Below are 23,448 nucleotides of genomic sequence, written 5' to 3'. Positions count from 1 at the left end.
GGGAGAAACCTCGCTGAATCGGTGCAGAACAAGACAGCCGCGCACGTGCGCGACCCCCTCCAGCCTACCGGTCACCGGCCGCGAGATCTCGAAGGCCCCGGTGCGGGTAGGGTGAGACTGATGAGCACGCAGAACTCCCAGCCGGATGTTCCGATCCGCCGAGTGGATCGCATCCTGGCCTTCACGGCGCTCGGCATCGCCGCGGCATCCGTCATCTGCTTCTTCGCGATCATCATCGGAACCGCGCTCGGCATGGATCAGAAGGCGTTCGGCCACGGCGCCTGGCCCGTCATCGCGTTCATCCCCTACTGGGGGCTCCCCCTCGCCTTCGCGATGATCATCACGCTGCTGACCATGAGCTTCATCCGGAAGGGTCGCGCATCGCGACCCTGAGGGCGGCCTCGTCATGAGCACGCACGCACGACCGCTGGCCGATCGCCTGGCTGCGGCGGGCGACGACGACCTCACGCGGCTCTTCGCCGCGCGCGGTGTGCGCGCCGACCCCGGGTGGCACGATTTCTTCGACGCCGCCGAGGCCCTGCTCGATCCGTCGTCGCTGGCCAAGGCGCTGCCCCGGCTGACCTCGGATGAGGCGGCGGCCCTGCTGCGTGCGGACGGCGCGGGCGACGTCGGCGATCAGCGCGAGGCCCTCGACGCCCTCGCGCTCCTGACCGCCGACGGCTCGACCTGGCCGGAGCTCGCGACGGCGCTCGAGGGTCGCCCCGCCCCCGCACCGCTCGACGCATCGGCGCCGCACCCTTCAGACCCTGCGGCGTCGGCGCACGCAGCCGAGCGCGCCTTCACCACGGTCGCCGTCCTCGCCGACCTGCTGATGATCACCCGGGATGCCCCGTTCTCGCTCCTCGCGGGCGGCACCGTGAGCGCCGCGGAGAAGCGCCAGCTCGCCGAGGCGGGGATCGCGGTCGACCTGGTGGACGCCCTCGTGTCGATCGCCGTCGACGCGGGGCTCGCCACCGCGGCCGAGCGTCGACTGCGCGTGACCGCGGACGGCGACGGCTGGCTGCGCTCCTCCGCATCCGATCGCTGGACGAGACTCGCGACGTCGTTCCGCGACGTTCTCCCCCGCGGCGTGCGCACCCCGAGCGGCGGCTGGATCGCCACCGACGCCTGGATCGACGCTCACCCGTGGGATCCCGCCTGGCCCGACCGCAGCCGCGCGCTGCGGGAGACGGCCCGACTGCTCGGACTCGTCGCCGGAGACGGCAGCGAGCCCGCGTGGGCGACGCCGCTGCGCGAGGGAGCCCCCGCGGACACCTCGGCGCTCAGCGTCCTGCTGCCCGCCGAGGTCGATCGCATCTTCCTCCAGAACGACCTCACCGCGATCGCCCCCGGCCCCCTCGCCCCCGCGCTCGACGTGCGGCTGCGCACGATCGCCGCTCGCGAATCCGCGGCGCAGGCATCCTCCTACCGCTTCACCGCGGAGTCGATCGCGCACGCCTTCGTCGTCGGTGAGAGCGAACAGGGCATCCTCGACTTCCTCGGCGGTATCTCGCTGACCGGCATCCCGCAGCCGCTGGCCTACCTCATCGCCCAGACCGCCCAGCGTCACGGGCTGGTGCGCGTGTCGACCGACGACGAGACCGGACGCACGCGCATCGAGAGCGACGACCGGCACCTCATCGACGCGATGGCCGTCGACCAGAGCCTGCGCCCGCTCGGCCTGACCGCTCACGTCGCCTCTCTCACCACCAAGGTCGGTCGCGACACGGTGTACTGGGCGCTCACCGATGCGCGGTACCCGGCCACGCTCATCGGCGCCGACGGCGCGCCTCTCATCGGCGACCGGCATCCGCCGCGAACGGCGTCCACGCCGGCGACGGCCACCGTCGACTACGCGCCGCTGATCGCCCGCCTGCGCTCCCGACAGGGCCCCGACGCGGATGCCGCCTGGCTCGACCGCGAACTCGAGGCCGCCGTCCGCGCGCGTGCCGTGGTGCGCGTCACCGTCGGCATGCCCGACGGATCGACCCGAGACCTCCTCCTCGAAGCGACCGGGCTCGGCGGCGGACGTCTGCGCGGTCGCGACCGAGCGGCCGACGTCGAGCGCACCCTGCCCGTGTCGAGCATCCGCAGCGCGACGATCGTCGCCCCGTAGGCGCCCGCACAGCCGGGCGCGGGTAGGATTGTCTGCTATGTCTGATGGCCCCCTGATCGTCCAGAGCGATCGCACCGTGCTGCTCGAGGTCGCCCACGCGGATGCCGAGAGCGCGCGCCACGAACTGGCGATCTTCGCCGAGCTCGAGCGCGCCCCCGAGCACATCCACACGTACCGCATCACGCGCCTGGGACTGTGGAACGCACGCGCCGCCGGGCACACCGCCGACGACATGCTCGAGACCCTCGACCGCTGGTCGCGCTTCCCCGTGCCGCCCTCCGTGGCCGTCGATCTGAAGGAGACGGTGAACCGTTACGGCCGTCTGGTGATCGAGCGCGACGAGGAGGGCGTGCTGATCCTGCGCTCCACCGACCCCGCGGTGCTGTCGCAGGTCGCGCACAACAAGCGCATCCAGCCGCTGCTGATCGGTCACCCGACCCCCGAGACCTTCGTCGTCGACGCCTGGGCCCGCGGCCAGATCAAGCAGGAGCTCCTCAAGATCGGCTGGCCCGCCGAAGACCTGGCCGGGTACACGCCGGGCACACCGCACGAGATCGACCTCGCCGAGAGCTCGTGGAAGATCCGCCCGTACCAGCAGGATGCCGTCGACGCCTTCGCGAAGGACGGCTCCGGGGTCGTGGTGCTCCCCTGCGGGGCGGGGAAGACGATCGTCGGCGCCGGCGCCATGGCGGCCACCAAGACGACCACGCTCATCCTCGTCACGAACACGGTGTCGGCGCGGCAGTGGCGCGACGAACTGCTCAAGCGCACGAGCCTCACCCCCGAGGAGATCGGCGAGTACTCCGGCCAGTCCAAGGAGGTCAAGCCGGTCACGATCGCGACGTACCAGATCCTCACGGCCAAGCGGAAGGGCGAGTACGCGCACCTGGCGCTCCTCGACGCGCTCGACTGGGGTCTGATCGTCTACGACGAGGTGCACCTCCTCCCCGCGCCGGTGTTCAAGCTCACGGCCGACCTGCAGGCCCGCCGCCGTATCGGCCTGACCGCCACGCTCGTGCGCGAGGACGGTCGCGAGGGTGATGTCTTCAGCCTGATCGGCCCCAAGCGCTTCGATGCACCGTGGAAGCAGATCGAGGCGCAGGGCTTCATCTCCCCCGCCGCCTGCTACGAGGTGCGCGTCGACCTGCCACCGGACGACCGGCTCGAGTACGCGGCGGCCACCGACGACGAGCGCTATCGTCTCGCCGCCTCGGCGCCGGCGAAGATCGACGCCGTGCGCGAGCTGATCGCGAAGCATCCGGGCGAGCGGATCCTCGTGATCGGTCAGTACCTCGACCAGCTCGAGACGCTGTCGCAGGCACTCGATGCGCCGCAGATCACCGGAGCGACACCGGTCGACGAGCGCGAGGAGCTGTACCGCCAGTTCCGCGAGGGCGAGATCGAGCTGCTCGTCGTGTCGAAGGTCGCGAACTTCTCGATCGATCTGCCCGAGGCATCCGTCGCCATCCAGGTGTCGGGATCGTTCGGATCGCGCCAGGAGGAGGCACAGCGCCTCGGCCGTCTGCTGCGTCCGAAGCAGTCGGGTCACACCGCCAGCTTCTACACCCTGATCGCCCGCGACACGATCGACCAGGACTACGCGCAGAACCGCCAGCGCTTCCTCGCCGAGCAGGGCTACAGCTACACGATCCTCGACGCGCACGACCTCGCCTCATCGTTCGCTGACCGCTGATCGACGGGGCGCACCGGCAGATAATCAGCCAGAGCATCGGCGGAGTCACCATAATGGGGTCATGACTGCTGCGCGCATCCTTGTCGTCGACGACGAGCCGAACATCCGTGACCTGCTCTCCACGGGCCTCAGCTTCGCGGGGTTCCAGGTGAAGACGGTCGCCAACGGCGCCGCCACCATCTCGGCCGTGCTCGAGGAGGAGCCGGACCTCATCATCCTCGACGTGATGCTGCCCGACATGAACGGGTTCAGCGTCACCAAGCGACTGCGCGGCGCCGGATTCACCGCGCCGATCCTCTTCCTCACGGCGAAGGACGGCACCGACGACAAGATCGAGGGGCTGAACGCCGGCGGCGACGACTACGTCACGAAGCCGTTCAGCCTCGACGAGATCGTCGCGCGCGCCCAGGCGATCCTGCGCCGGACCATGCAGGCCGACGAGGAGTCGATCATCCGCGCCGGTGAGCTCGCGATGGATCAGGACACGCACGACGTGCACGTGGGCAAGGAGCCGATCGAGCTGAGCCCGACCGAGTTCAAGCTGCTGCGCTACCTCATGCTCAACCCGAACCGCGTGCTGTCGAAGGCCCAGATCCTCGACCACGTGTGGGAGTACGACTTCAACGGCGATGCCGGCATCGTCGAGAGCTACATCTCGTACCTGCGCCGCAAGATCGATCCGCACACCGAGGAATCCCTCATCCAGACCAAGCGCGGCTTCGGCTACATGCTCAAGGTCGGCAAGTCCGCCTGACCCGCGCCCGCTCGACCAGAACCACGCCGCACCGGGAGGACCGCATGGCGCACAAGCCGGATGCGGTCACCGCATGGTGGCGTCGGATCAGTCTGCGCGCCAAGGTCACGGGCGTCACGGTCGCGATCCTCGCGCTCGGGTTGCTCGTCGCCGGCGTCGGCACCGTCCCGGTGCTGCGCAACGCGCTCGTGCTGAACATCGACGCGCAGCTGCCCGCCCTGGTGTCGAGCAACCTCGCCGATCGGTACTTCGTGCTCGCCGACGACGGCGAGATGCTGACGCCCCGCGACACCCCGCGCGACTTCGCCGTCGCGATCTACAACGCGGACGGGGATCTGCTCGCGTCGTCCGGAGCGATGCCGCTGGAGTCCGCCCCGCTCTTCCCCTCGTCTTACTCCCCGCAGAAGGCCGCGGCGAACGAGGACGAGGTGACCGACCTCCTCGGCAAGGACGGCAGCGTCTACCGCAGCGCCGTCGCGATCATCCCCGCCGACGGCGGTGCCCTGCGCATCCAGCTCGTCGCGATGCCGCTCGATGAGGCCGACCGGATCATCTCGCAGTACTTCGGCATCTACATCACGATCGCCCTGATCACGATCCTGATCGCCGCCCTCGCCACCCGCGGGCTCGTCACCCTCACCTTCCGCCGGCTGGGACAGGTCGAGGCGACGGCCATGTCGATCGCCGCGGGTGACTTCAGCCAGAGACTCACCGATCTGGAGCCGACGACCGAGGTCGGTCGTCTCAACACCGCGATCAACACGATGCTCGACCGCGTCGACCGCTCGCTCGCGCAGCGCGAGCGCACGGTGCGGCACATGCGCCGGTTCATCGGCGATGCGAGCCACGAGCTGCGCACGCCGCTGGTGAGCGTGCGCGGCTACGCCGAGCTGTACCGGATGGGCGCGATCCAGGGCGACGAGGACACCGCCCGTGCCATGGAGCGCATCGAGAAGGAGGCGATCAGGATGGGTGTGCTCGTCGAGGACCTTCTCGCCCTCGCCCGTCTCGACGAGGAGCGCGAGCCGGAGATCGCCGCTCTCGACCTGCGCCCCGTGGCCCGCGACGCCGCCCTCGACCTGCGCGCGGCCGCTCCGGGACGCACCGTGACGGTCATCGACCGCACCGCCGAGACGAGCGACACCACGAGCGTGCGCATCGCCTCGGTTCCCGCACCCCCGCCCCCGCCCCGCGGGCTCTCGCGCGCGGCTCTCTCGCGTCTGCGGCGGCGTCCGCGTTCGACACCGACGCCGACCGAGCAGATCCCCGCGATCGACTTCTCGGAGACCCCCGACACCCCGGTCCGGACTCCCCCGATCGTGCTCGGCGAGGAGAACAAGGTGCGCCAGGTCGTCACCAACCTGCTCGGCAACGCGCGCCGGTTCTCTCCCGAGGACGGTCCGATCGAGATCGTCGTCGACGCGAACCGCGTGCAGGGCACGGCGAGCATCGCGATCGTCGACCACGGAGAGGGCATCCCGCCGCAGATCCGCGAGCAGATCTTCGAGCGCTTCTGGCGCGCCGACACGTCTCGCGCACGGGAGACCGGCGGGTCGGGCCTCGGCCTCGCGATCGTCGCGTCGATCATGAAGGCGCTGCACGGCAGCGTCGCCGTCTCGGAGACCCCCGGCGGCGGCGCCACCTTCACGGTGACCCTGCCCCTGGCACCGTCGCGCGCGACGCCCGCGCACCTGCTCGAGGACACGCAGCCGCTCGAGCCTCTCGACCTCTGATACGGCCGCGCCCGGCACACGCCCCGTCGCGCCCGGCACACGCCCTGCACAGCCGGGCGATCGCACAGGTTCTTCTGCGACGCCGTGGAGCACACGCAACGCGGGGACGGACGGGCGGATGCTCGACCTAATCTCGGAACTCCCATCACGAAGGAGAATCCAGATGTCCGTCTTCACCGTCGACACCGAAGCAGTCCAGGCAGCGAACAGCGCGGCCCGCGCCACCATGGAGCGCCTGCAGTCCGAATCGACCACCCTCATGGCGCAGCTCACGCAGCTGCAGTCGTCATGGGTCGGCAGCGCCTCGACCGCGTTCCAGGGATGTGCGGAGCAGTGGCGCACGGCGGCCCTGCAGGTCGAGCAGGTGCTCGACTCGATCGGCACCTCACTCGGTTCGGCCGCGATGCAGTACAGCGACGCCGACCAGTACTCCGCGAGCCTGTTCCGCTGATGCCCGTCGGCCGATGCTCACCGGCCGACACCGACCTCCTCTGGACGGTGGTTCCTCCCCGCCGTCCACAGGAACGCAGAACGCCCCCGGCCGAAGCCGGGGGCGTTCTGTCATGCGCGATGGATCAGAAGTCCATGCCACCCGACGGGTCGCCGACCGGAGCGGACGCCTTCTCGGGCTTGTCGGCCACGACGGCCTCGGTGGTGAGGAACAGCGCGGCGATCGACGCGGCGTTCTGCAGCGCGGAGCGCGTCACCTTCGCCGGGTCGATGATGCCGGCGCCGAACATGTCGACGTACTCGCCCGTGGCGGCGTTGAGGCCCTGGCCCGCGGGGAGCTCGGAGACCTTGTTCGCCACGACGCCCGGCTCGAGGCCGGCGTTGAGTGCGATCTGCTTGAGCGGAGCCTCGATCGCCACGCGGACGATGTTCGCACCGGTCGCCTCGTCACCCGTGAGCGACAGACCGTTGAGCGCCTTCGTGCCGGACTGGATCAGCGCGACGCCACCACCGGGGACGATGCCCTCTTCAACGGCCGCCTTCGCGTTGCGGACGGCGTCCTCGATGCGGTGCTTGCGCTCCTTGAGCTCGACCTCGGTGGCCGCGCCCGCCTTGATGACGGCGACGCCACCGGCGAGCTTCGCCAGGCGCTCCTGCAGCTTCTCGCGGTCGTAGTCGCTGTCGGTGTTCTCGATCTCGCGACGGATCTGGGTCACGCGACCCTCGATCTGCTCGGCCTCACCGGCGCCCTCGACGATCGTGGTCTCGTCCTTGGTGACGATGACCTTGCGGGCACGACCCAGCAGGTCGAGCGTGGCGTTCTCGAGCTTCAGGCCGACCTCTTCGGTGATGACCTGACCACCGGTGAGGATCGCGATGTCCTGCAGCTGCGCCTTGCGACGGTCGCCGAAGCCGGGAGCCTTGACGGCGACCGACTTGAAGATGCCCTTGAGCTTGTTGAGCACGAGAGTCGCGAGAGCCTCGCCCTCGACGTCCTCGGCGATGATGACGAGCTCCTTACCGTCCTGGATCACCTTGTCGACGATCGGCAGGAGGTCCTTGATGTTGGAGACCTTCTGGTTCGCGATCAGGATGTAGGGGTCCTCGAAGACGGCTTCCTGACGGTCGGGGTCCGTGACGAAGTACGGGTTCAGGTAGCCCTTGTCGAAGCGCATGCCCTCGGTGAGCTCGAGCTCGGTGCCGAAGGTCTGCGACTCCTCGACGGTGACCACACCCTCCTTGCCGACCTTGTCGATCGCCTCGGCGATGAGCTCGCCGATCGCGGGGTCTGCGGCGGAGATGGATGCCGTGGCGGCGATCTGCTCCTTCGACTCGATCTCCTTGGCGCTGGCGAGCAGCTCCTCGGTGATCGCGGCGACGGCCTTCTCGATGCCGCGCTTGAGCGAGATCGGGTCGGCGCCGGCTGCGACGTTGCGCAGTCCCTCGCGGACCAGGGCCTGTGCGAGGACCGTGGCGGTGGTGGTTCCGTCACCGGCGACGTCGTCGGTCTTCTTGGCGACCTCCTTGACGAGCTCCGCGCCGATCTTCTCGTACGGGTCGTCCAGCTCGATCTCCTTGGCGATGGACACACCGTCGTTCGTGATCGTGGGGGCGCCCCACTTCTTCTCGAGCACGACGTTGCGACCGCGCGGGCCGAGGGTCACCTTGACCGCGTCGGCGAGGATGTTGAGGCCGCGCTCGAGGCCGCGGCGGGCCTCCTCATCGAAAGCAATGATCTTTGCCATGAGTTTTTTCGTCCCTCCTGGACGTAGACGTTGGGTTTAGCACTCAGAGTGTGAGAGTGCTAACGCCATTCTGGCACTCGACCCCTGCGAGTGCAAGCCGCGGACGGAGGGTGCCCGACGCGTCTCAGGGAGCGGGCGTCTCGGCCGAAGTCTCGGGCGCCGTGGCGGAGCGATCGAGGCCGACGACGATCGTGAGCTGCTTCGCCTCGCCGTCGTTGAGGTCGGCGTAGAAGTCGCTCTGCTCGACCGCCGCTCCCCCGATGAGGTCGGCGACGCCGAGTGCGGCCGGACGATCGGCCTCGTCGACGTAGTACACCGTGGTGGTCTCGAAGTCCTGGCTGCCGCTGTCGCTCGCGTACACGGTGGCGAACCCGGCGTTGAGCAAGGTGTCGCGCATCTGCTCGTCGAGACCCTCATCGGGCGTCGCGTTGAGGATCGTCACCTCGAACGTCGTGTCGACCACACCCGTCTCGACCGGGGTCGGCTCGGCGGTCGGTACCGCTTCGGGGAAGAGGTCGATCCGCCCCATCACGACCAGCGAGCCGAAGATGCCCACGATGATGAGCACGAGCGCCGCGACGAACGACCACAGCAGCACCACCCATCCGTTCATCCCCGGCGCTTCGGCGCGGTGCGCCCCGACGCGGCCGGATGAGCGGGGGACGTCGTCGAAACGATCACGGGTGGGCTTGGACACCCCACGATGCTATCCGAGAGCGCGGTCAGCCCACGAAACCGGGCGTCCGTGCCGAACGGCGCACGACGCGCGCGTCGCGCAGACGCCGCAGCCGACGGATCAGCATCGGATCGAACTCGAGGGCGGCATCCGACTCGATCAGCCGGCCGAGGAGCTGGTAGTAGCGCGCGGCACTCATGCCCAGCTGCGCCCGGATCGCCTCCTCCTTGGCCCCGCTGTGCCGGGGCCAGACCGTCTCCAGCGCGAGGATCGCGCGGTCGCGTTCCGTGAGGTCACCGATCATGTGCCCAGGTTAGGACGGGTGCGGCCGCTCGTCCGCGCGCCACTCCCACCACGCGCCGAGCGGGTCGGCCGCCGCACGCACCCGCCCGTCGAGTGCGACCGCGAACCCGGGCCACTCCTCCACGTCGATCGGCGGCTCCCAGACGTCCAGCAGCCCGGGCGGGTCGATCGTGACCCACCGTGCCGGGAGCTCACGGATGCGGGCGACCAGAGCCGACCGGGCGGCGCGCGGGATGTGGACGAGGACCCCCGGGGTGGTGATCACGAGCGTCGCCCCGACCGGCGCCCGGGCGACGAGAGCATCGATGCGTTCGAGCGCGTCGCCGGCGACGAGCGTCGGCGGATCGGATGCCGCGATGTCGAGCGCCGCCGCGATCCGCTGCTCGCGGCCGGTCTCCCCCGGCCACACGAGCCCCTGCAACCACCGACGATCGTCGGCATCACGGGCATCGAGCGGTGCGAGATCGATCCCGGCGCGCCACACGATCTCGGGGAGCCGCAGCTCCGGAAGCTCCCCGTCGACCCGACTGGCGAGCACGACCGGGGAGACCCCTTCGAGCGGATCGAGCGCCACCCGCACCTCGCCATCGGAGCCGGTGAAGCGGTACGAGTAACGATCCGGGTAGAGGCAGAGGCCCGCGGATGCCCCGATCTCCAGCAACGCGATCGGTCCGTCGATCTCCGACAGCACCGGGAGGAGCGCCGCGAGCCGGAGCGGCTCGTTGGTCTGCAGCGAGCGCGCGGAGCACTCGGCGACGACGGCATCCGCGTTCCGGAGCACGAAGTCCCGCCACACCGGATATCCCTCGAGCGCTGCTCCGAGAAGCCGGGTCACCGCGAAGACCAGCGGCGGCTGACGCCGGTTCTCGGGGATGCGCGCGAGCACGTCCTGCACCGGGCCGTCGCCGGCGACGCCCGCCGCCCACTCCGCGTAGAGCGCGCTGCGACCGGGCGCCTCCTTCTCGGCGAAGCGCGCGTAGCGCTCGCGAACAGCATCCGTCATCCCTCCATTGTGGCTGCACGCAGCCCGGCGCCCCGCGACAGGGGAGAATGGAGAGGACCCCAGGAGGACTCATGTCGTACAGCGTGGAAAAGACCGAAGACGAGTGGCGCAAGGAGCTCGGCGACGACCAGTACGCCGTGCTGCGCCAGGCGGCGACCGAGCGCGCCTGGACCGGCGAGCTGCTCGACGAGGGACGCGCCGGCCTCTACACCTGCGGCGCATGCGGCGCCGAGCTCTTCCAGAGCGGCACGAAGTTCGACTCCGGCTGCGGCTGGCCGAGCTTCTACGAGTCGATCCGCCCCGAGGCCGTCGAGCTCATCGAGGACACCTCGCTCGGCATGGTCCGCACGGAAGTGCGGTGCGCGACGTGCGGATCGCACCTCGGCCATGTCTTCCCCGACGGCTTCGGCACCCCGACCGGCGACCGCTACTGCATGAACTCGCTGGCGATGAACTTCACTCCCGAGGCCCCCGAGGCGTGAGCGCGCTCGACGCCGTCCGCTCGCGGCAGTCCTGGTCGAAGGTCACCGAGGAGGCGCCCTCCCGCGAGGAGCTCCTTCCGCTGATCGCCGCCGCCGGGCGCGTGGCCGATCATTCGTCGCTGCGGCCGTGGCGACTGATCGAGCTGCGCGGTGACGACCGGCTCGCCCTGAGCGCCGCGATCGCGAAGGCCGAGGGCGAGAAGAAGCCGTCGACCAAGCCGTTGCGCGCGTCGCTGCTGATCGCGGTGGTCGGCAGCTATCGCACGAACCACAAGGTGCCAGTGTGGGAGCAGGAGGCGGTCGCCTCCGGTGTCGCGCACACGCTGAGCCTGCTGCTCGACGAAGCCGGGTGGGGCGTGTTCTGGCGCACCGGCGGATACACGCGGTCGAAGGCGGTCGCGCGGGCGCACGGACTGGCGAAGAACGAGGTGCTGCTGGGGTGGCTCTACGTCGGCGGCAAGCCGGCGAAGTCCCCGGGGCGGCGCACGCCCGTCGACGCTGACGCGCTGCTGACGCGGATGCCGTCGGACAGGGCGACGAAGGACGAGAAATCCGAGAAGAAGAAGAAGAAGATCAAGTAGTCAGCGCCGTCGGCGCACGACCGCCACGAGCACGGATGCCGCGGCGATCACCACCATCGTGACGATCTGCCAGGTCGCAGGCCCCGCCTCTGTGGGCCAGATCAGGTCGATCGCGACCGCGGCGACGAGCTGCCCCAGCACCGATCCCAGTCCGAGCAGCAGCACCCCGGTGTGCGCGACGAGGAACGCCCCGAGGAAGATGTAGACGACGCCGAGGAAACCGCCCGTGTACAGCCACGGTTCGGCCGGCAGTCCGTGCGGGGCACCCTGCGAGACGACGCTGATCGCGGCGGCGACGGCGAGCACGACCGTGCCGGCGATGAAGCTCGTCATGGTCGCCACCATGGGCGACGACACGCGCTGCGCCAGGCGTCCGTTCACGGCCTGCTGCCACGCGATGCCCACGCCGGCGGCGAACGGGAGCACGAGCATCCACAGCGGGGCAGTGCGCAGCACGTCTCCGCCCAGCGAGACGCCGACGGCCACCAGCGCGAGCGCGGCACCGGCGACGCGACCCATCGTCACGGCCACGACGCCCGCGGGTCCGAAACCGATCCGGTCGAGCACGAGTCCGTGCAGGGTCTGCCCCGCGACCACTCCCACGGTGAACAGCGAGACCCCGAGCACGGCGGCGGTGAGCCCCTGCGTCGAGACGGTGAGCGCGCCGCAGGCGCCGCCGAGGAGCATCCACGGCGGGATGGTCCTGCCTCGTACTCCGCGGACGAGCCGGACCATACCGGCGCGGCCGGACGGGAGGGAGGCGACGATGACGGCGAGGACGGCCGTACCGACGGCGAAGGAGACGAGACCGGCGACGATCCCATCGCCCAGACGGATGCCGAGGACGCCGTTGATGCGCGCCTGGATCGCGGTCATGACGCCGATCGCCACGGCACCGCCGATCGCGAGCGGCGCGGGGAGCGAACGGGTCGGAGTCACTCGTTTCACGGTACCGGATCCCCCTCCCGCCCCTGACGGATGTCGGTGGCCCGGGCTAGCCTGTGGGCATGTGCGCGAGCTATGGACTGGATCCCCGATTCACCGACGCCGAGCTGCTGGCCGAGGCCGACGCCGACGTGCTCGACGGCCTGCGCCAGTGGGCGCAGCAGAACGCGGGTGAGACCCTGCGCCCGACCGGCAAGAACCTCCGCAACCTCAATCCCGTGGTCGTCGACGCCGACGGCCAGGCCACGCTCGAGGCCGCGTGGTGGGGGTTCCTGGTGAACGGCGAACCCGCGAAATTCCCCTCGATCAACACCCGCTCCGAGCGCCTGCAGGAGCGCCCCGGCTCGCTCAAGACCCGCGCGCTGGTGCCGGCGACCGGCTGGTTCGAGATGAAGAAGCCCGAGCGCGTGTGGCACGAGTTCGGCATGGGCGAGGGCACCCTGTTCGGCATGGCGGCCGTCACGCAGCGCGGCCGAACCGCCGATGGCGAATGGTTCACCTGCTACTCGATCGTGATGCGTCCCGCGCCCGCTCATCTCGCCGACGTGCACGACCGCATGCCGGTCCTCATCCCGACCGCGTTCGCCCACGAGTGGCTCACCGCGCAGGGCGATCGCGAACTCATCGACGAGGCGCTGCTGGCGGCGGCGTCCCTCGACGATCGCGTCGCCGTCGCCGCGCGATCCGACGACAAGGGAACGGATCGGCTGTTCTGACGATGGATGTCGATGCCCTCACCACCACGGCGGCCGAACGCGCCGAAGAACTCCCCGGCGCCGAGCTGACCAACCCGTTCGGCCCCGAGTGGGACGTCTACAAGGTGCGCGGACGCGTCTTCCTGCTCCTGCCCCTCGACGGCACGGGTCGGGTGACCGTCAAGTCGCATCCCGACGACGCGGTCGCCCTGCGCGAGACGTTCGCCGACATCCTGCCGGGGTATCACATGAACAAGAAGCACTGGATCTCGCTGCGCCCGGGCCCGTCGCTCGAACCGGGACTCGTGACCGAGCTGGTCACCGAGTCGTACCTGCTGGTCGTCGAGAAACTGCCCCGCGCGCAGCGGCCCGTGGATCCCGAGCTGTTCGCGAGACCCGCCCCCGAGATCCCGCCGGTTCCAGATCCAGCCGGGTCCTAGATCCACCCCTTGTCGCGGGCGATGCGGGCCGCCTGCGCACGATTCTCGGTCGCCGTCTTGCCGATGGCCGACGACAGATGGTTGCGCACCGTCCCGGCCGACAGGAACACCTCGGCGGCGATCTGCGCGATCGCGCGCCCGTCCGCCGACAGCCTCAAGACCTGCTGCTCGCGCTCGCTCAGCGGGTTGGCGCCCTCGAACAGCGAGGCCTCGGCGAGCGCGGGATCCACGACGCGGAGTCCCTGATGCACCCGCCGGACCGCGTGCGCGAGTTGCGCGGCCGGAGTGTCCTTGGCGATGAAGCCGCTCGCCCCCGCGTCCAGAGCCCGGCGCAGATACCCGGGACGCGCGAAGGTCGTCACGATCAGCACACACGTCGACGGGCTGACCTCGCGCACGGCGCGCGTCGCGGCCACCCCGTCGACACCGGGCATCTGGATGTCCATCAGGCACACGTCGGGCCGCGCCTGCGCCGCTCGCTCCGCCGCTTCGGCACCGTCGGCGGCTTCGGCGACGACCGTCAGATCGTCCTCGAGTTCGAGCAGGGCACCCATCGCTCCCCGCACGAGAGCCTGATCGTCGACGAGCAGCAGCCGGATCGGATCGCTCACCAGGTCACACTCACTCTCGTCCCGCCCAGCGGGGCATCCTCCACGGCGAGCACCGCGCCCGCCGCCGCGGCGCGTTCGGCCATCCCCCGCAGACCGTTGCCCGCGGGCCCCCGTGCGCCGCGGCCGTCATCCTCGATCGCCACCACGCCGGGGGCCATCGTGATGCGCACCCGCCGTGCCTTCGCGTGGCGCAGGATGTTCGTGGTCGACTCCCGCACGATCCACCCGGCGGGCAGGGCCTGCGCGGGCGACAGCGCCGCCGCGTCACCCTCGACGTCGACGAGCAACCCCGCCGATTCGAGCGCGACCGTGCTCGCATCGATCTGCTCCGCCAGTGCGACGCTGCGGATGCCGGTGACGGTGCTGCGCACACCGGCGATCGCCTCGCCCGTGAGGTGCACGATCTGCGCGAGTTCGGCCTTGGCGCGCGCGGGGTCGTGGTCGACGAGGCGTTCGGCGAGCTCGGCCTTGAGCTTCACGGCCGTGAGAGTGTGCCCGAGCAGGTCGTGCACGTCGCGGGCGATCGAGGTGCGCTCTTCGCTGGTGGCGAGGTCCATCCGCACCTTGTCGGCGTCGACCGAGCGCCCGATCAGCCAGGTGTTCACGGTGTTCACCACCGCGATGAGCAGCACGATGACGAGGATCTGGAAGTGGTCGCCGAACCTCCCCGTCGCGACGATCGTCCCCGCCGCGATCGCGATGCCCGCCAGGGTCGTCACCCAGTGCCAGGCACCCCGCAGTCCGTAGCTGGCGTACGACATGAGGTACGGGAGGAAGCTCAGCGCCTGCGACTCGATCGCCGGGATCGTCGCGAGCGCGCACGCGATCTGCACCCAGAACAGCGTGCGAACGATCGGGCGCGGTCGTCCCCACGACGAGCGCATCCCGATGACGAATCCGATCACGTACACGGTGGCGAATGCCACGAGTCCCGCCCATCCGAGCACGACCCATCCGGTCGCGGCATCCGAGGCGAGCAGCGCCAGCACCGGGTAGACGAGGAAGACCATCCAGACGACGGCCATCAACCATCCCCAGCGCTCCCAGGGACCGGTGTGCGCCGGGGTCGCGGCAGCCTCGGTGGTCATCGGCCCAGCCTAACGACGGCTGCGCGAGCGCATCACGCCGAGACGCACGAGCGCGGCGAACAGCACGGCCCAGACGACGACGTTCAGCAGCACGGCCCAGAGCGGGTCGGCCCCGCCCGCCACGAGGGTGCCGTCGGTGGCCGGCCAGCGCACGAGCGCGACGTAGCCGTACATCGGGGTCCACTTCGCGATGTCGAGCATCACGCCGTCGAGCGGGATGAAGACGTTGCCGAAGAAGCCGAAGAACGTGATGGAGATCGAGGCGAGAGCGGCCGCCGAGTCGGAGTTGAAGGCGAGGCCGACCCCGAGTCCGAACAGGCCGTAGATCAGCCCGAGCCCCAGGGTGATTCCGGCGGCGGCGAACCAGCGCCAGGTGTCGGATGCCTCGGCACCCGTCGCGAGACCGGCTGCATACACGAAGAGCACGGCGAGCGCCGAGAACGACACCGCGGCGAGCACCTTGGTCACCGCGTATCCCGCGGTCGAGAGCGGGGTGAGCGCGAGCTGACGCCCCCACCCCTGTCCGACCTCGGAGGCGGCGAGCGAGCACAGCGAGCTCATCGCGGTGGCCGTGCCGTACGCCCCCATCGACACCATCACGTAGAACGAGACGTTCGCCTGGCCCACGCTCTGCGAGGCGTACGACATGCTCGCACCGAAGAGCAGATACATGGCCACCGGCATCGCCAGGGTGAAGGCGAGCGTGTACGGGTTGCGGATCTGACGCACGAGTTCGGTGCGGTACAGCGCGGGGGCGACGAGCGTGGTCATGACGGGTCCTCCGTGAGCGAGGTGAAGGCGGATTCGAGGGTGGGAGCGGTGATCTCGAGATCGCAGGCACCGAGCGACAGCAGCCGTCCGGCGAGCAGATCGGATGCCTCGGTGCGCACCGTGAGCCGATCGGCGTCGGTCGACACCTCGGCGACGGAGGCGTCGGCGCGGAGTTCCGAGGCGAGCGCAGCGATCCCGCCGGGGATCGTCGCCGAGACGATGCGGCCGCCCAGTGACGCGCGCAGGCGGGCGGTGGCGCCATCGGCGACCACACGGCCGTGATTCATGACGATCGTGCGCCGCGCGAACTGCTCGGCCTCTTCGAGGTAGTGGGTGGCGAACACGATCGTGCGGCCGGCGTCGGCATCCGCCCGCATCGCCTCCCAGAAGCGGCGACGGGCGGTGACGTCCATCCCCGCGGTCGGCTCGTCGAGCACCAGCACGTCCGGGTCCGGCAGCAGCGCGAGCGCGAACTTCACGCGCTGCTTCTCGCCACCCGAGCATTTGCCGACGCGGCGACGCGCGATCGCGGTGAGGTCGGCGCGATCGATGACCTCGGCGATGCGACCGGAAGCGCCGTGCAGCCCGGCGACCACCGAGATCGTCTCGCGCACGGTCAGGTCGGAGAGCAGTCCGCCGGTCTGCAGCACCGCCGCGAGGCGCCCCGCCGTGACCGCGCGGTGCGGATGCGTGCCGAGCACGCGCGCCGTGCCCTCGTCGGGTTCGGAGAGTCCGAGGAGCACGTCGATCGTGGTGGTCTTGCCCGCGCCGTTCGGGCCGAGCAGAGCGACCACCTCGCCGCGCTCGATGCGGAGGTCGACGTGATCGACCGCGACGATCCGATTCGCGCCGTGCCCGAAGCGTCGGACGATGCCGGTGAGATCGACGGCGGGCGCGGAGTCTGCGGGAGGGCGATCGGCGGGGGCGACGAGGGGCTGGCTCATGCTCCCAGTGAAGCGCCGCGAGCACGGCCCGCACCGGAGGGCGATGTCACGCGGTGCGGATGACATCCGTCATGTTCCCGGTGCGCTGTTCGCCTGCCGTTCACCCCTGCGTCGGCATCCGTTCGTCCGCTTCCGTTTGTGTCGGATCGACCCGACCCCCGACCGGAGGTACTCGCCGTGCCCATCCCCCGCTCCCTCTCCTTCGGCCTCGCCGCGCTCGTCGCGGCGAGCGCGGCGATCGTCGCCCCGCAGGCGGCCGTCGCCGCCGATGCCCCCGCCGACCAGCTCGCCGTCTCGGTCGTCGGCGACGGCGCGACCACCGGCAACGACGCGGTTCCGGTCGCGATCCAGCTCCTCGACGGACAGGGCGAGCTCGGCGACACGATCGCGCTGCCGACGACGGATGCCGGCGATCAGCACGCGTTCACCCTCGGGGCGAACCGCGACCAGCAGGGGGCACTGCAGCAGTCCGCCGATCACCGCTACGTGACGCTCGGCGGATACGACGCGGCCCCGGGATCGGGCTCGCTCAACGACACGGCCGCCCCCGACACGCTGCGCGTGATCGCCCGGATCGGATCGGAGGGCGAGGTCGACACCGCCACGACGCTCGCCGGAGGGTTCTCGCTGCGTCACATCCGGGGCACCGCCACGGTCGACGGCACACGCTACTGGGCGGGCGGGCACGGCGGCGACTCCACGGCTCCCGCCGGGGGCGTCCTCACGGTCGAAGCCGGTAGGACCACCCCCACCGCCGTCGTCTCCGGCAGCAGCAACCTCAACAACGGCCGCGTGGTCGACATCCATGACGGCCAGCTCTACCTCACGAGCGACCGCAGCGGGTTCTCGGGGCTGAACACGGTCGGCACCGGCATCCCCACCGCCGCGGGAGCACCGCTCACGCTCGTGGCCGCGGCCCCGGCCGGGGCCTCCGTCGCGCACGACTTCGCCTTCGCCGGCGAACACCTGTACGTCGGCTACACGGAGGGGGCGAACGAGGGCATCGCGAAGTACCGCCTGACCGGTGCCACCTGGACCTGGGTCGACACCCTGCCGGGCGACTTCTGGGGCCTCGAGGCACGCCCGGCCGGCGACGATTCGGTGCTGTACGCCGTGCGCGGGCTCAACCAGGGCAACGAGATCGTGCGGATCGTCGATTCCGGTGACGACTCCGCGTTCACCGCGCAGACCGACGTGCTCGCGACGGCGGCGCCTCAGACCGCGTTCCGCGGTGTCGCCTTCGCGCCCGGGTTCGAGCCGGGCACGGATGCGGTGGGCCCCATCCTCGCGAAGCCGACCCTGTCGTGGGACGTGCGCGTTCCCGGCGGCGCCGGCAGCGCCCTCGCCGCCGTGCTCGGGCAGGACACCAACCCCGCGGCCACCGGCGTGATCGCCGATGCCGCCGGTGAGGCCGTCACGGCGACCGTGACCAGCAGCAACCCCGCGGTCGTGCCCGACGAGGCGATCCGCCTCGACGTCGCCGACGACGGATCGTTCCGGCTCGCGGCGACACCCGCGGCCACCGGCACCGCCGTGCTCACCGTGCATCTGCGCACCGATGACGGACGCACCGCGATCTCGCAGCTCCCGTACCGCGTCGCCCCGGCCTTCGCCGATGACGGCGCTCGCGGGCACTTCGGCATGTCGGACGCCTCCGCCGCGATCGACGCCGGCGACGGCTACTTCTTCGCGGCCGACGACGACTCGAACGCGATCCGCCTCTTCTCGGAAGAGGGCGGAGAAGCCGTCGCGGCGTTCGACTTCAGCGATCGCATCGAGTTCGAACGCGCAGGTGAAGCCCACGACTTCGAGGCCGTCGCCCGGGCCGGAGACCAGGTCTTCTGGATCGGATCGACCGGCAACACCCGCAGCGGCAACGTGCGCCTCGACCGCGACATCGTGCTCCAGACGCAGATCTCCGGATCCGGCGCGGACGCGACGCTCACGTTCGTCGGTTACCGCAACGTGCTGCGCGATGCGCTCGTCGCCTGGGATCACGAAGGCCAGCACGGCCTGGGCGCCGACCGCTTCGGGTTCCTCGCGGCCACCCAGCCGGGGGTCTCGGCCGAGGGTCCCGACTCGCTCAACATCGAGGGAGCGGCGATCGCGCCGGACGGCACGACGCTGTGGCTCGGCTTCCGCTCGCCCGAGGTCGGCGATGATGCGGATGCTCTCATCGTGCCCGTCGCCGACATCGCCGACGTCGTCGCCGGGGCGGATGCCGTCGTCGGCGACCCGATCCTCCTCGACCTGGGCGGGCGAGCGATCCGCGACATGGCCCGCGCCGAGTCCGGCGACTACCTGATCGTCGCCGGCAGCGCCGACGACACCGGCCGCTTCGCCCTCTTCGGGTGGTCCGGCTCGCTCGACGACGCCCCGGTCGCGGCATCCGGCACCCTCGGGCTCGCGAACTGGCCCGGCTCCTACGAGGGCATCGCGGGCCTGCGCGACCTCGCCGACGGAACCTCCGTGCGCCTGCTGCTCGATTCGGGCACGGTCGACATCTACGGCGACGGCACCGAGGCGCAGGACCTCTCCCCCGTCGAGTTCAAGCTCTTCCCCTCGCAGACCGTCGAACTGTCGTTCGGCGCGGCGTTCACCGAGAAGCGGATCGCGGTCACGGGCGGCACCCTTCGAATCGGCTCGCCCTCCGAGATCACCGTCTCGGGCTTCGCGGAGGGCGAGCAGATCGAGCTCGTGCTGAACTCCGACCCGGTGCGCCTCGCGACCCTCACCGCGGGAGCCGACGGCACAGCACGCGCGGTCGTCGTTCCCCCGGCATCCGTCGCTCCGGGGGCGCACACCCTGACCGCCACGGCGGCCTCGGGCGCCGCCGAACTCGCGGTCACGGTGCTCGCCCCGGTCGCCGACGGCGGCAGCGGTGACGGCGGCAGCGGTGACGGCACGGACGGCGGCGACAGCGGTGCCGGAGCGGGATCCGGCGCAGGATCGGATGCCAGTGACGCCCTCGCCACGACGGGGTCGGACTTCCCCGCGGGGCCGGTCGCGCTCGTCGCACTCGCGCTCCTCGCGCTCGGTGCGCTGGCGCTGCGCCGCAGGGGTGTCGCTTCGGAGTGACCCGTTCTCGTCGGCTACTCTGCATCGGGTGACCGTGCAGAGTACCGACGAAGAACAGCACCTCCGGCGAGCGCTGAGCAACCGCCACATCCAGCTCCTGGCGATCGGCGGTGCGATCGGGACCGGGCTCTTCATGGGCAGCGGCAAGACGATCTCGGTGGCCGGTCCCTCGGTGATCTTCGTCTACATGATCATCGGGTTCATGCTCTTCTTCGTGATGCGCGCGATGGGCGAGCTGCTGCTGTCGAACCTCAAGTACAAGTCGTTCAGCGACTTCGCCAGCGACCTGTTGGGGCCGTGGGCCGGGTTCTTCACGGGCTGGACGTACTGGTTCTGCTGGGTGGTGACGGGCGTCGCCGATGTCATCGCGATCGCCGGGTACACGAACACCCTCATCCCCGGCATCCCGCTGTGGATCCCGGGTGTCGCCGTGGTCGTCATCCTGCTCGCGCTCAACCTCCCCACGGTCGCCGCGTTCGGTGAGATGGAGTTCTGGTTCGCGCTGATCAAGATCGTGGCGATCGTCGCTCTCATCGTCACCGGTCTCGTGATGATCTTCACCGGCTTCGAGCACGACGCCGGTACCGCGTCGTTCGCGAACCTCTGGAGCCACGGCGGCATGTTCCCGCACGGGTTCATGGGGTTCGTGGCCGGTTTCCAGATCGCGGTCTTCGCGTTCGTCGGGATCGAGCTGGTCGGCACCGCCGCCGCCGAGACGAAGGACCCGAAGCGGAACCTCCCGAAGGCGATCAACGCCATCCCGATCCGCATCCTGCTCTTCTACGTCGGCGCGCTGATCGTGCTGATGGCGGTGACCCCCTGGACCGAGTACGTCGCCGGGGAGAGCCCCTTCATCGCGATGTTCGCCCTGGCCGGCCTCGGCATCGCCGCGACCGTCGTGAACCTGGTGGTGCTGACCTCGGCGATGTCGAGCGCCAACTCGGGCATCTATTCCACCTCGCGCATGGTCTTCGGGCTCGCGCAGGACGGTGACGCGCCGAAGCTGTTCGGTCGCCTGTCGAAGCGCCGCGTGCCCCAGAACGCGCTGTTCCTCTCCTGCATCCTCCTGCTCTCGGGCGTCGTGCTGCTCTACGCGGGCGAGGACATCGGCACCGCCTTCGACATGGTGACGACGGTCTCCGCCGTGTGCTTCATGTTCGTGTGGACGATCTTCCTGCTCAGCTATGTGGTCTACCGCCGCCGGCGCCCGGAGAAGGCCGCGGCCTCGGCCTTCCGGATGCCGGGCGGAGTGTTCATGGTCTACGTCGTGCTGGCGTTCTTCGTCTTCATCCTGTGGGCGCTGACCACCCAGCCCGATACCCTCACGGCTCTGCTCGTGACGCCGATCTGGTTCGCGCTGCTCGTCGTCGCCTGGCTGTTCGTGCGCCGCTCGCCGAACCATCTGCAGCGGCACGCGGCCCACATCGCGCATCTGCGCAGCGACGACGAGGACGACGAGGACCAGTCAGCGGCGTAGCTCTCCGCGGATCGCCCAACGCCCCGTCGCCTGGTGGAACTGCAGCTGCGCGAGCAACGGCGAGGCGTCGTACATCCGGATGTTGAGGCTCAGCCGCACTCCGCGCGCGGTGCGCACCGTGAGCATCGGCCCCTGATCCGAGCGCCGTACCGAGTAGTCGGTGATGTCGGAGTAGCGGAAGCTGCGCGTGACACCCGCGAGCGTGCGGAAGGTCACCTCCTCGTCGCCGAACGCGACGTACCAGTTGCGGTACATGACGAGGAACAGGATGCCGCCGCCCAGGATCGCGAACGAGGCGATCGCCATGGCGGTGCGATCATCGTCGCGCGAAGCATCCGAGAGCAGGATCATGGGGATGCTGAGCAGGAGGAGGGTCCACCCGCCGATCGGCAGGATCTTCATCAGTCGGAGGCGGCACGGATCGCGACGATCACGATTCGGATGCTTCCGGGCGTAGTGCGCGGCCTCGACGGCCAGCCACCCTGCGATCGCAGCGACCGCGATGTGCACGACGACCGCCAGCATCCGCTTCTTCTCTCCGGAGCGCGATGCGCTCCCCTTCTCCTCGACGAGTACTGCCCAGGAATACGTCGGACACAGCCGGTAGAATACTGGGTGTGCACGGTGCACGCTGCGGCCGGGACGACCCGGATCGCGTCATCACCCGGGGACGGCCCCGCGAAGGAACCGGATGATGATCCCCACCGCTGTGAAGCAGTTCATCGGACGACCCGATATCGCCCGAATCGCCCTGGGCTGGGGCGCCTACGTCCTGGTGCTGCTGGCGCACCCCCTGCTCGCGGCCCCTGTGGCCGTCCCCCTGCTGATCGTCGCCCTCGGGGTGATCATCGGTGTGATCCTGGTGTGCGCGTTCGGCGTGGTGAAGCAGGCCGAAGCCCTCGCCCACCGTTTGGGCGACCCCTACGGATCGCTCGTACTCACCCTGTCCATCGTGCTGATCGAGGTGATCCTCATCTCGGCCGTCATGCTCGGACCGGGCGACCACGCCACCATCGCCCGGGATTCGGTGATGGCCGTCGCGATGATCATCCTGAACCTCGTGATCGGTCTCGCACTGCTGCTCGGCGGTCTCCGCCACCGCGGCATGGCGCACAACCGCACGGGAACCTCGGCCTACCTGGCGATGCTCGTGGTGCTCGTCGCGCTCGCGTTCGCCCTCCCGGCTCTCATCGGCCGCGACGGCTCGTACACCCTCGGCCAGGAGATCCCGATCGTGATCCTGACCCTCGGGATCTACGCATTCTTCCTCTTCCGGCAGATGGGGGCGCAGGCGGGCGATTTCACCGAGGTCGACGAACGCCTGCGGCGACGGACGGATGCCGCGGACGCTGCGCCGCGCACGGGCATCCGCGAGACTCTCGCCGCGCACCGCACCGAGGTCCTGGTGCGCCTCGCCCTGCTCGTGGTGACGGTCACCCCGATCGTGCTGCTCTCGCACGACATGGCGGCGCTCCTCGACGACGGCCTCGGTCGCCTCGGAGCCCCGGCCGCACTGGCCGGCGTGCTGATCGCCGCGATCGTGTTCCTGCCGGAGTCCCTCACCGCAGTGCGGGCAGCTCTCGGGGGCGAGGCACAGCGGGTGGTGAACCTCTGCCACGGGGCGCTGGTGTCGACGGTCGGGCTCACGATCCCCGCCGTACTGGTCATCGGCATGCTCACCGGCCAGACCGTGGTGCTGGCCGAGTCTCCGGCGAACCTCCTGATGCTGGGTGTGACGCTGCTGCTCTCGGTGACCACGTTCGCGGCGAAGCGGGTGACGGCCATGCACGGCGCCGCGCACCTCGCGGTCTTCGCGGTGTACGTGATCGTGCTGTTCAGCGGATCATAAAAGTTCGATTTCTC

23 protein-coding genes are annotated in these 23,448 nt (G+C 70.2%); 13 read left to right on the top strand and 10 right to left on the bottom strand.

Features of this window, described 5'->3' with window-relative positions; all coding sequences use genetic code 11:
- Positions 1–120: 120 nt before the first annotated feature.
- From ACI2JZ_RS15215 to ACI2JZ_RS15190, 6 genes are all read left to right on the top strand, one after another.
- Entirely contained in the window at positions 121–393 is a 273-nt protein-coding gene (locus ACI2JZ_RS15215; RefSeq protein WP_247624983.1) for a multidrug ABC transporter ATPase, read from the top strand.
- Between the two features lie 13 nt (positions 394–406).
- Positions 407–2,116: a helicase-associated domain-containing protein gene (locus ACI2JZ_RS15210; protein ID WP_404598331.1), complete on the top strand. Its 1,710-nt coding sequence runs from the start codon at positions 407–409 to the stop codon at positions 2,114–2,116.
- 37 nt (positions 2,117–2,153) lie between these two features.
- Positions 2,154–3,809, top strand: a complete 1,656-nt coding sequence (locus tag ACI2JZ_RS15205; RefSeq protein ID WP_247624985.1) for a DNA repair helicase XPB — start codon at positions 2,154–2,156, stop codon at positions 3,807–3,809.
- A gap of 61 nt (positions 3,810–3,870) precedes the next feature.
- Positions 3,871–4,563: a response regulator transcription factor gene (locus ACI2JZ_RS15200; protein ID WP_247624986.1), complete on the top strand. Its 693-nt coding sequence runs from the start codon at positions 3,871–3,873 to the stop codon at positions 4,561–4,563.
- A gap of 44 nt (positions 4,564–4,607) precedes the next feature.
- Positions 4,608–6,296, top strand: a complete 1,689-nt coding sequence (locus ACI2JZ_RS15195; protein ID WP_404598329.1) for a sensor histidine kinase — start codon at positions 4,608–4,610, stop codon at positions 6,294–6,296.
- Between the two features lie 163 nt (positions 6,297–6,459).
- Positions 6,460–6,747: a WXG100 family type VII secretion target gene (locus ACI2JZ_RS15190; protein WP_247624988.1), complete on the top strand. Its 288-nt coding sequence runs from the start codon at positions 6,460–6,462 to the stop codon at positions 6,745–6,747.
- A 124-nt stretch (positions 6,748–6,871) separates the two neighbouring features.
- Here ACI2JZ_RS15190 and groL read toward each other — a convergent pair whose 3' ends face one another.
- The 4 genes from groL to ACI2JZ_RS15170 form a co-directional block, all read right to left on the bottom strand.
- On the bottom strand, positions 6,872–8,491 hold the full coding sequence (groL, locus tag ACI2JZ_RS15185) for a chaperonin GroEL (protein WP_247634217.1): 1,620 nt from the start codon (positions 8,489–8,491) through the stop codon (positions 6,872–6,874).
- Between the two features lie 124 nt (positions 8,492–8,615).
- Complete coding sequence (locus tag ACI2JZ_RS15180; RefSeq protein WP_247624990.1) at positions 8,616–9,188, bottom strand: LytR C-terminal domain-containing protein; 573 nt, start codon at positions 9,186–9,188, stop codon at positions 8,616–8,618.
- A 25-nt stretch (positions 9,189–9,213) separates the two neighbouring features.
- Positions 9,214–9,471 carry a DUF3263 domain-containing protein gene (locus tag ACI2JZ_RS15175; protein ID WP_247634216.1) on the bottom strand — a complete coding sequence of 86 codons (258 nt, stop codon included), beginning with the start codon at positions 9,469–9,471 and terminating at the stop codon, positions 9,214–9,216.
- A gap of 9 nt (positions 9,472–9,480) precedes the next feature.
- Positions 9,481–10,473 carry a DUF2332 family protein gene (locus ACI2JZ_RS15170; RefSeq protein WP_404598328.1) on the bottom strand — a complete coding sequence of 331 codons (993 nt, stop codon included), beginning with the start codon at positions 10,471–10,473 and terminating at the stop codon, positions 9,481–9,483.
- 71 nt (positions 10,474–10,544) lie between these two features.
- Between ACI2JZ_RS15170 and msrB the strand changes: the two genes are divergently transcribed.
- Together msrB and ACI2JZ_RS15160 are read left to right on the top strand one after the other, a co-directional pair.
- Positions 10,545–10,955: a peptide-methionine (R)-S-oxide reductase MsrB gene (gene msrB / locus ACI2JZ_RS15165; RefSeq protein ID WP_247624993.1), complete on the top strand. Its 411-nt coding sequence runs from the start codon at positions 10,545–10,547 to the stop codon at positions 10,953–10,955.
- Positions 10,952–11,536, top strand: a complete 585-nt coding sequence (locus ACI2JZ_RS15160) for a nitroreductase family protein (RefSeq protein WP_404598325.1) — start codon at positions 10,952–10,954, stop codon at positions 11,534–11,536. The genes msrB and ACI2JZ_RS15160 overlap by 4 nt, the downstream gene beginning before the upstream one ends.
- Here ACI2JZ_RS15160 and ACI2JZ_RS15155 read toward each other — a convergent pair whose 3' ends face one another.
- On the bottom strand, positions 11,537–12,475 hold the full coding sequence (locus ACI2JZ_RS15155) for a DMT family transporter (RefSeq protein WP_247634213.1): 939 nt from the start codon (positions 12,473–12,475) through the stop codon (positions 11,537–11,539).
- 68 nt (positions 12,476–12,543) lie between these two features.
- Here ACI2JZ_RS15155 and ACI2JZ_RS15150 point away from each other — a divergent pair, with 68 nt between their 5' ends.
- Complete coding sequence (locus tag ACI2JZ_RS15150; RefSeq protein ID WP_404598324.1) at positions 12,544–13,197, top strand: SOS response-associated peptidase family protein; 654 nt, start codon at positions 12,544–12,546, stop codon at positions 13,195–13,197.
- A 2-nt stretch (positions 13,198–13,199) separates the two neighbouring features.
- A complete protein-coding gene (locus ACI2JZ_RS15145) occupies positions 13,200–13,616 on the top strand; it encodes an MmcQ/YjbR family DNA-binding protein (RefSeq protein WP_336642023.1) in 417 nt (138 codons plus the stop codon).
- Here ACI2JZ_RS15145 and ACI2JZ_RS15140 read toward each other — a convergent pair.
- Genes ACI2JZ_RS15140 through ACI2JZ_RS15125 form a run of 4 tightly spaced genes read right to left on the bottom strand, consistent with a single transcriptional unit; the run spans position 13,613 to position 17,030 of the window.
- A complete protein-coding gene (locus tag ACI2JZ_RS15140) occupies positions 13,613–14,227 on the bottom strand; it encodes a response regulator (protein WP_404598322.1) in 615 nt (204 codons plus the stop codon). The two genes, ACI2JZ_RS15145 and ACI2JZ_RS15140, sit on opposite strands and share 4 nt — an antisense overlap.
- Positions 14,224–15,315 (bottom strand): sensor histidine kinase, encoded by a 1,092-nt coding sequence (locus ACI2JZ_RS15135; RefSeq protein WP_404598321.1) that lies wholly within the window; start codon positions 15,313–15,315, stop codon positions 14,224–14,226. Before ACI2JZ_RS15135 ends, ACI2JZ_RS15140 begins: the two co-directional genes overlap by 4 nt.
- Before the next feature lie 9 nt (positions 15,316–15,324).
- Positions 15,325–16,086 (bottom strand): ABC transporter permease, encoded by a 762-nt coding sequence (locus ACI2JZ_RS15130; protein WP_247624999.1) that lies wholly within the window; start codon positions 16,084–16,086, stop codon positions 15,325–15,327.
- Positions 16,083–17,030 (bottom strand): ABC transporter ATP-binding protein, encoded by a 948-nt coding sequence (locus ACI2JZ_RS15125; RefSeq protein ID WP_404598319.1) that lies wholly within the window; start codon positions 17,028–17,030, stop codon positions 16,083–16,085. Before ACI2JZ_RS15125 ends, ACI2JZ_RS15130 begins: the two co-directional genes overlap by 4 nt.
- A gap of 177 nt (positions 17,031–17,207) precedes the next feature.
- Between ACI2JZ_RS15125 and ACI2JZ_RS15120 the strand changes: the two genes are divergently transcribed.
- Positions 17,208–20,108 (top strand): hypothetical protein, encoded by a 2,901-nt coding sequence (locus tag ACI2JZ_RS15120; RefSeq protein ID WP_404598318.1) that lies wholly within the window; start codon positions 17,208–17,210, stop codon positions 20,106–20,108.
- Positions 20,109–20,127: 19 nt separating this feature from the next.
- Positions 20,128–21,585 (top strand): D-serine/D-alanine/glycine transporter, encoded by a 1,458-nt coding sequence (gene cycA / locus ACI2JZ_RS15115; protein ID WP_404598583.1) that lies wholly within the window; start codon positions 20,128–20,130, stop codon positions 21,583–21,585.
- Here cycA and ACI2JZ_RS15110 read toward each other — a convergent pair.
- The gene (locus ACI2JZ_RS15110; protein WP_404598317.1) at positions 21,574–22,110 is read right to left on the bottom strand and encodes a hypothetical protein; all 537 of its coding nucleotides are present in this window, start codon (positions 22,108–22,110) and stop codon (positions 21,574–21,576) included. The two genes, cycA and ACI2JZ_RS15110, sit on opposite strands and share 12 nt — an antisense overlap.
- Before the next feature lie 169 nt (positions 22,111–22,279).
- On the opposite strand from ACI2JZ_RS15110, the gene ACI2JZ_RS15105 reads away from it, so the two are divergent.
- Positions 22,280–23,434 (top strand): calcium:proton antiporter, encoded by a 1,155-nt coding sequence (locus ACI2JZ_RS15105; protein ID WP_404598315.1) that lies wholly within the window; start codon positions 22,280–22,282, stop codon positions 23,432–23,434.
- Positions 23,435–23,448 lie beyond the last annotated feature (14 nt).

Origin of the sequence: Microbacterium sp. NPDC087868, assembly GCF_044900755.1 — a bacterium.
In the GTDB taxonomy this organism is placed as follows: domain Bacteria; phylum Actinomycetota; class Actinomycetes; order Actinomycetales; family Microbacteriaceae; genus Microbacterium; species Microbacterium galbinum.
Note: the sequence above shows the minus strand (reverse complement) of the source record. Positions and strands in the feature narration are given on the sequence as shown.

What these genes read in the sequence shown, in the direction of transcription:
- ACI2JZ_RS15215 (WP_247624983.1), top strand. Translation starts at nt 121, where the DNA reads ATGAGCACGCAGAACTCCCAGCCGGATGTTCCGATCCGCCGAGTGGAT.
- ACI2JZ_RS15210 (WP_404598331.1), top strand. Translation starts at nt 407, where the DNA reads ATGAGCACGCACGCACGACCGCTGGCCGATCGCCTGGCTGCGGCGGGC.
- ACI2JZ_RS15205 (WP_247624985.1), top strand. Translation starts at nt 2,154, where the DNA reads ATGTCTGATGGCCCCCTGATCGTCCAGAGCGATCGCACCGTGCTGCTC.
- ACI2JZ_RS15200 (WP_247624986.1), top strand. Translation starts at nt 3,871, where the DNA reads ATGACTGCTGCGCGCATCCTTGTCGTCGACGACGAGCCGAACATCCGT.
- ACI2JZ_RS15195 (WP_404598329.1), top strand. Translation starts at nt 4,608, where the DNA reads ATGGCGCACAAGCCGGATGCGGTCACCGCATGGTGGCGTCGGATCAGT.
- ACI2JZ_RS15190 (WP_247624988.1), top strand. Translation starts at nt 6,460, where the DNA reads ATGTCCGTCTTCACCGTCGACACCGAAGCAGTCCAGGCAGCGAACAGC.
- groL (WP_247634217.1), bottom strand. Translation starts at nt 8,491, where the DNA reads ATGGCAAAGATCATTGCTTTCGATGAGGAGGCCCGCCGCGGCCTCGAG.
- ACI2JZ_RS15175 (WP_247634216.1), bottom strand. Translation starts at nt 9,471, where the DNA reads ATGATCGGTGACCTCACGGAACGCGACCGCGCGATCCTCGCGCTGGAG.
- ACI2JZ_RS15170 (WP_404598328.1), bottom strand. Translation starts at nt 10,473, where the DNA reads ATGACGGATGCTGTTCGCGAGCGCTACGCGCGCTTCGCCGAGAAGGAG.
- msrB (WP_247624993.1), top strand. Translation starts at nt 10,545, where the DNA reads ATGTCGTACAGCGTGGAAAAGACCGAAGACGAGTGGCGCAAGGAGCTC.
- ACI2JZ_RS15150 (WP_404598324.1), top strand. Translation starts at nt 12,544, where the DNA reads ATGTGCGCGAGCTATGGACTGGATCCCCGATTCACCGACGCCGAGCTG.
- ACI2JZ_RS15145 (WP_336642023.1), top strand. Translation starts at nt 13,200, where the DNA reads ATGGATGTCGATGCCCTCACCACCACGGCGGCCGAACGCGCCGAAGAA.
- ACI2JZ_RS15135 (WP_404598321.1), bottom strand. Translation starts at nt 15,315, where the DNA reads ATGACCACCGAGGCTGCCGCGACCCCGGCGCACACCGGTCCCTGGGAG.
- ACI2JZ_RS15130 (WP_247624999.1), bottom strand. Translation starts at nt 16,086, where the DNA reads ATGACCACGCTCGTCGCCCCCGCGCTGTACCGCACCGAACTCGTGCGT.
- ACI2JZ_RS15125 (WP_404598319.1), bottom strand. Translation starts at nt 17,030, where the DNA reads ATGAGCCAGCCCCTCGTCGCCCCCGCCGATCGCCCTCCCGCAGACTCC.
- ACI2JZ_RS15110 (WP_404598317.1), bottom strand. Translation starts at nt 22,110, where the DNA reads ATGCTGGCGGTCGTCGTGCACATCGCGGTCGCTGCGATCGCAGGGTGG.
- ACI2JZ_RS15105 (WP_404598315.1), top strand. Translation starts at nt 22,280, where the DNA reads ATGATCCCCACCGCTGTGAAGCAGTTCATCGGACGACCCGATATCGCC.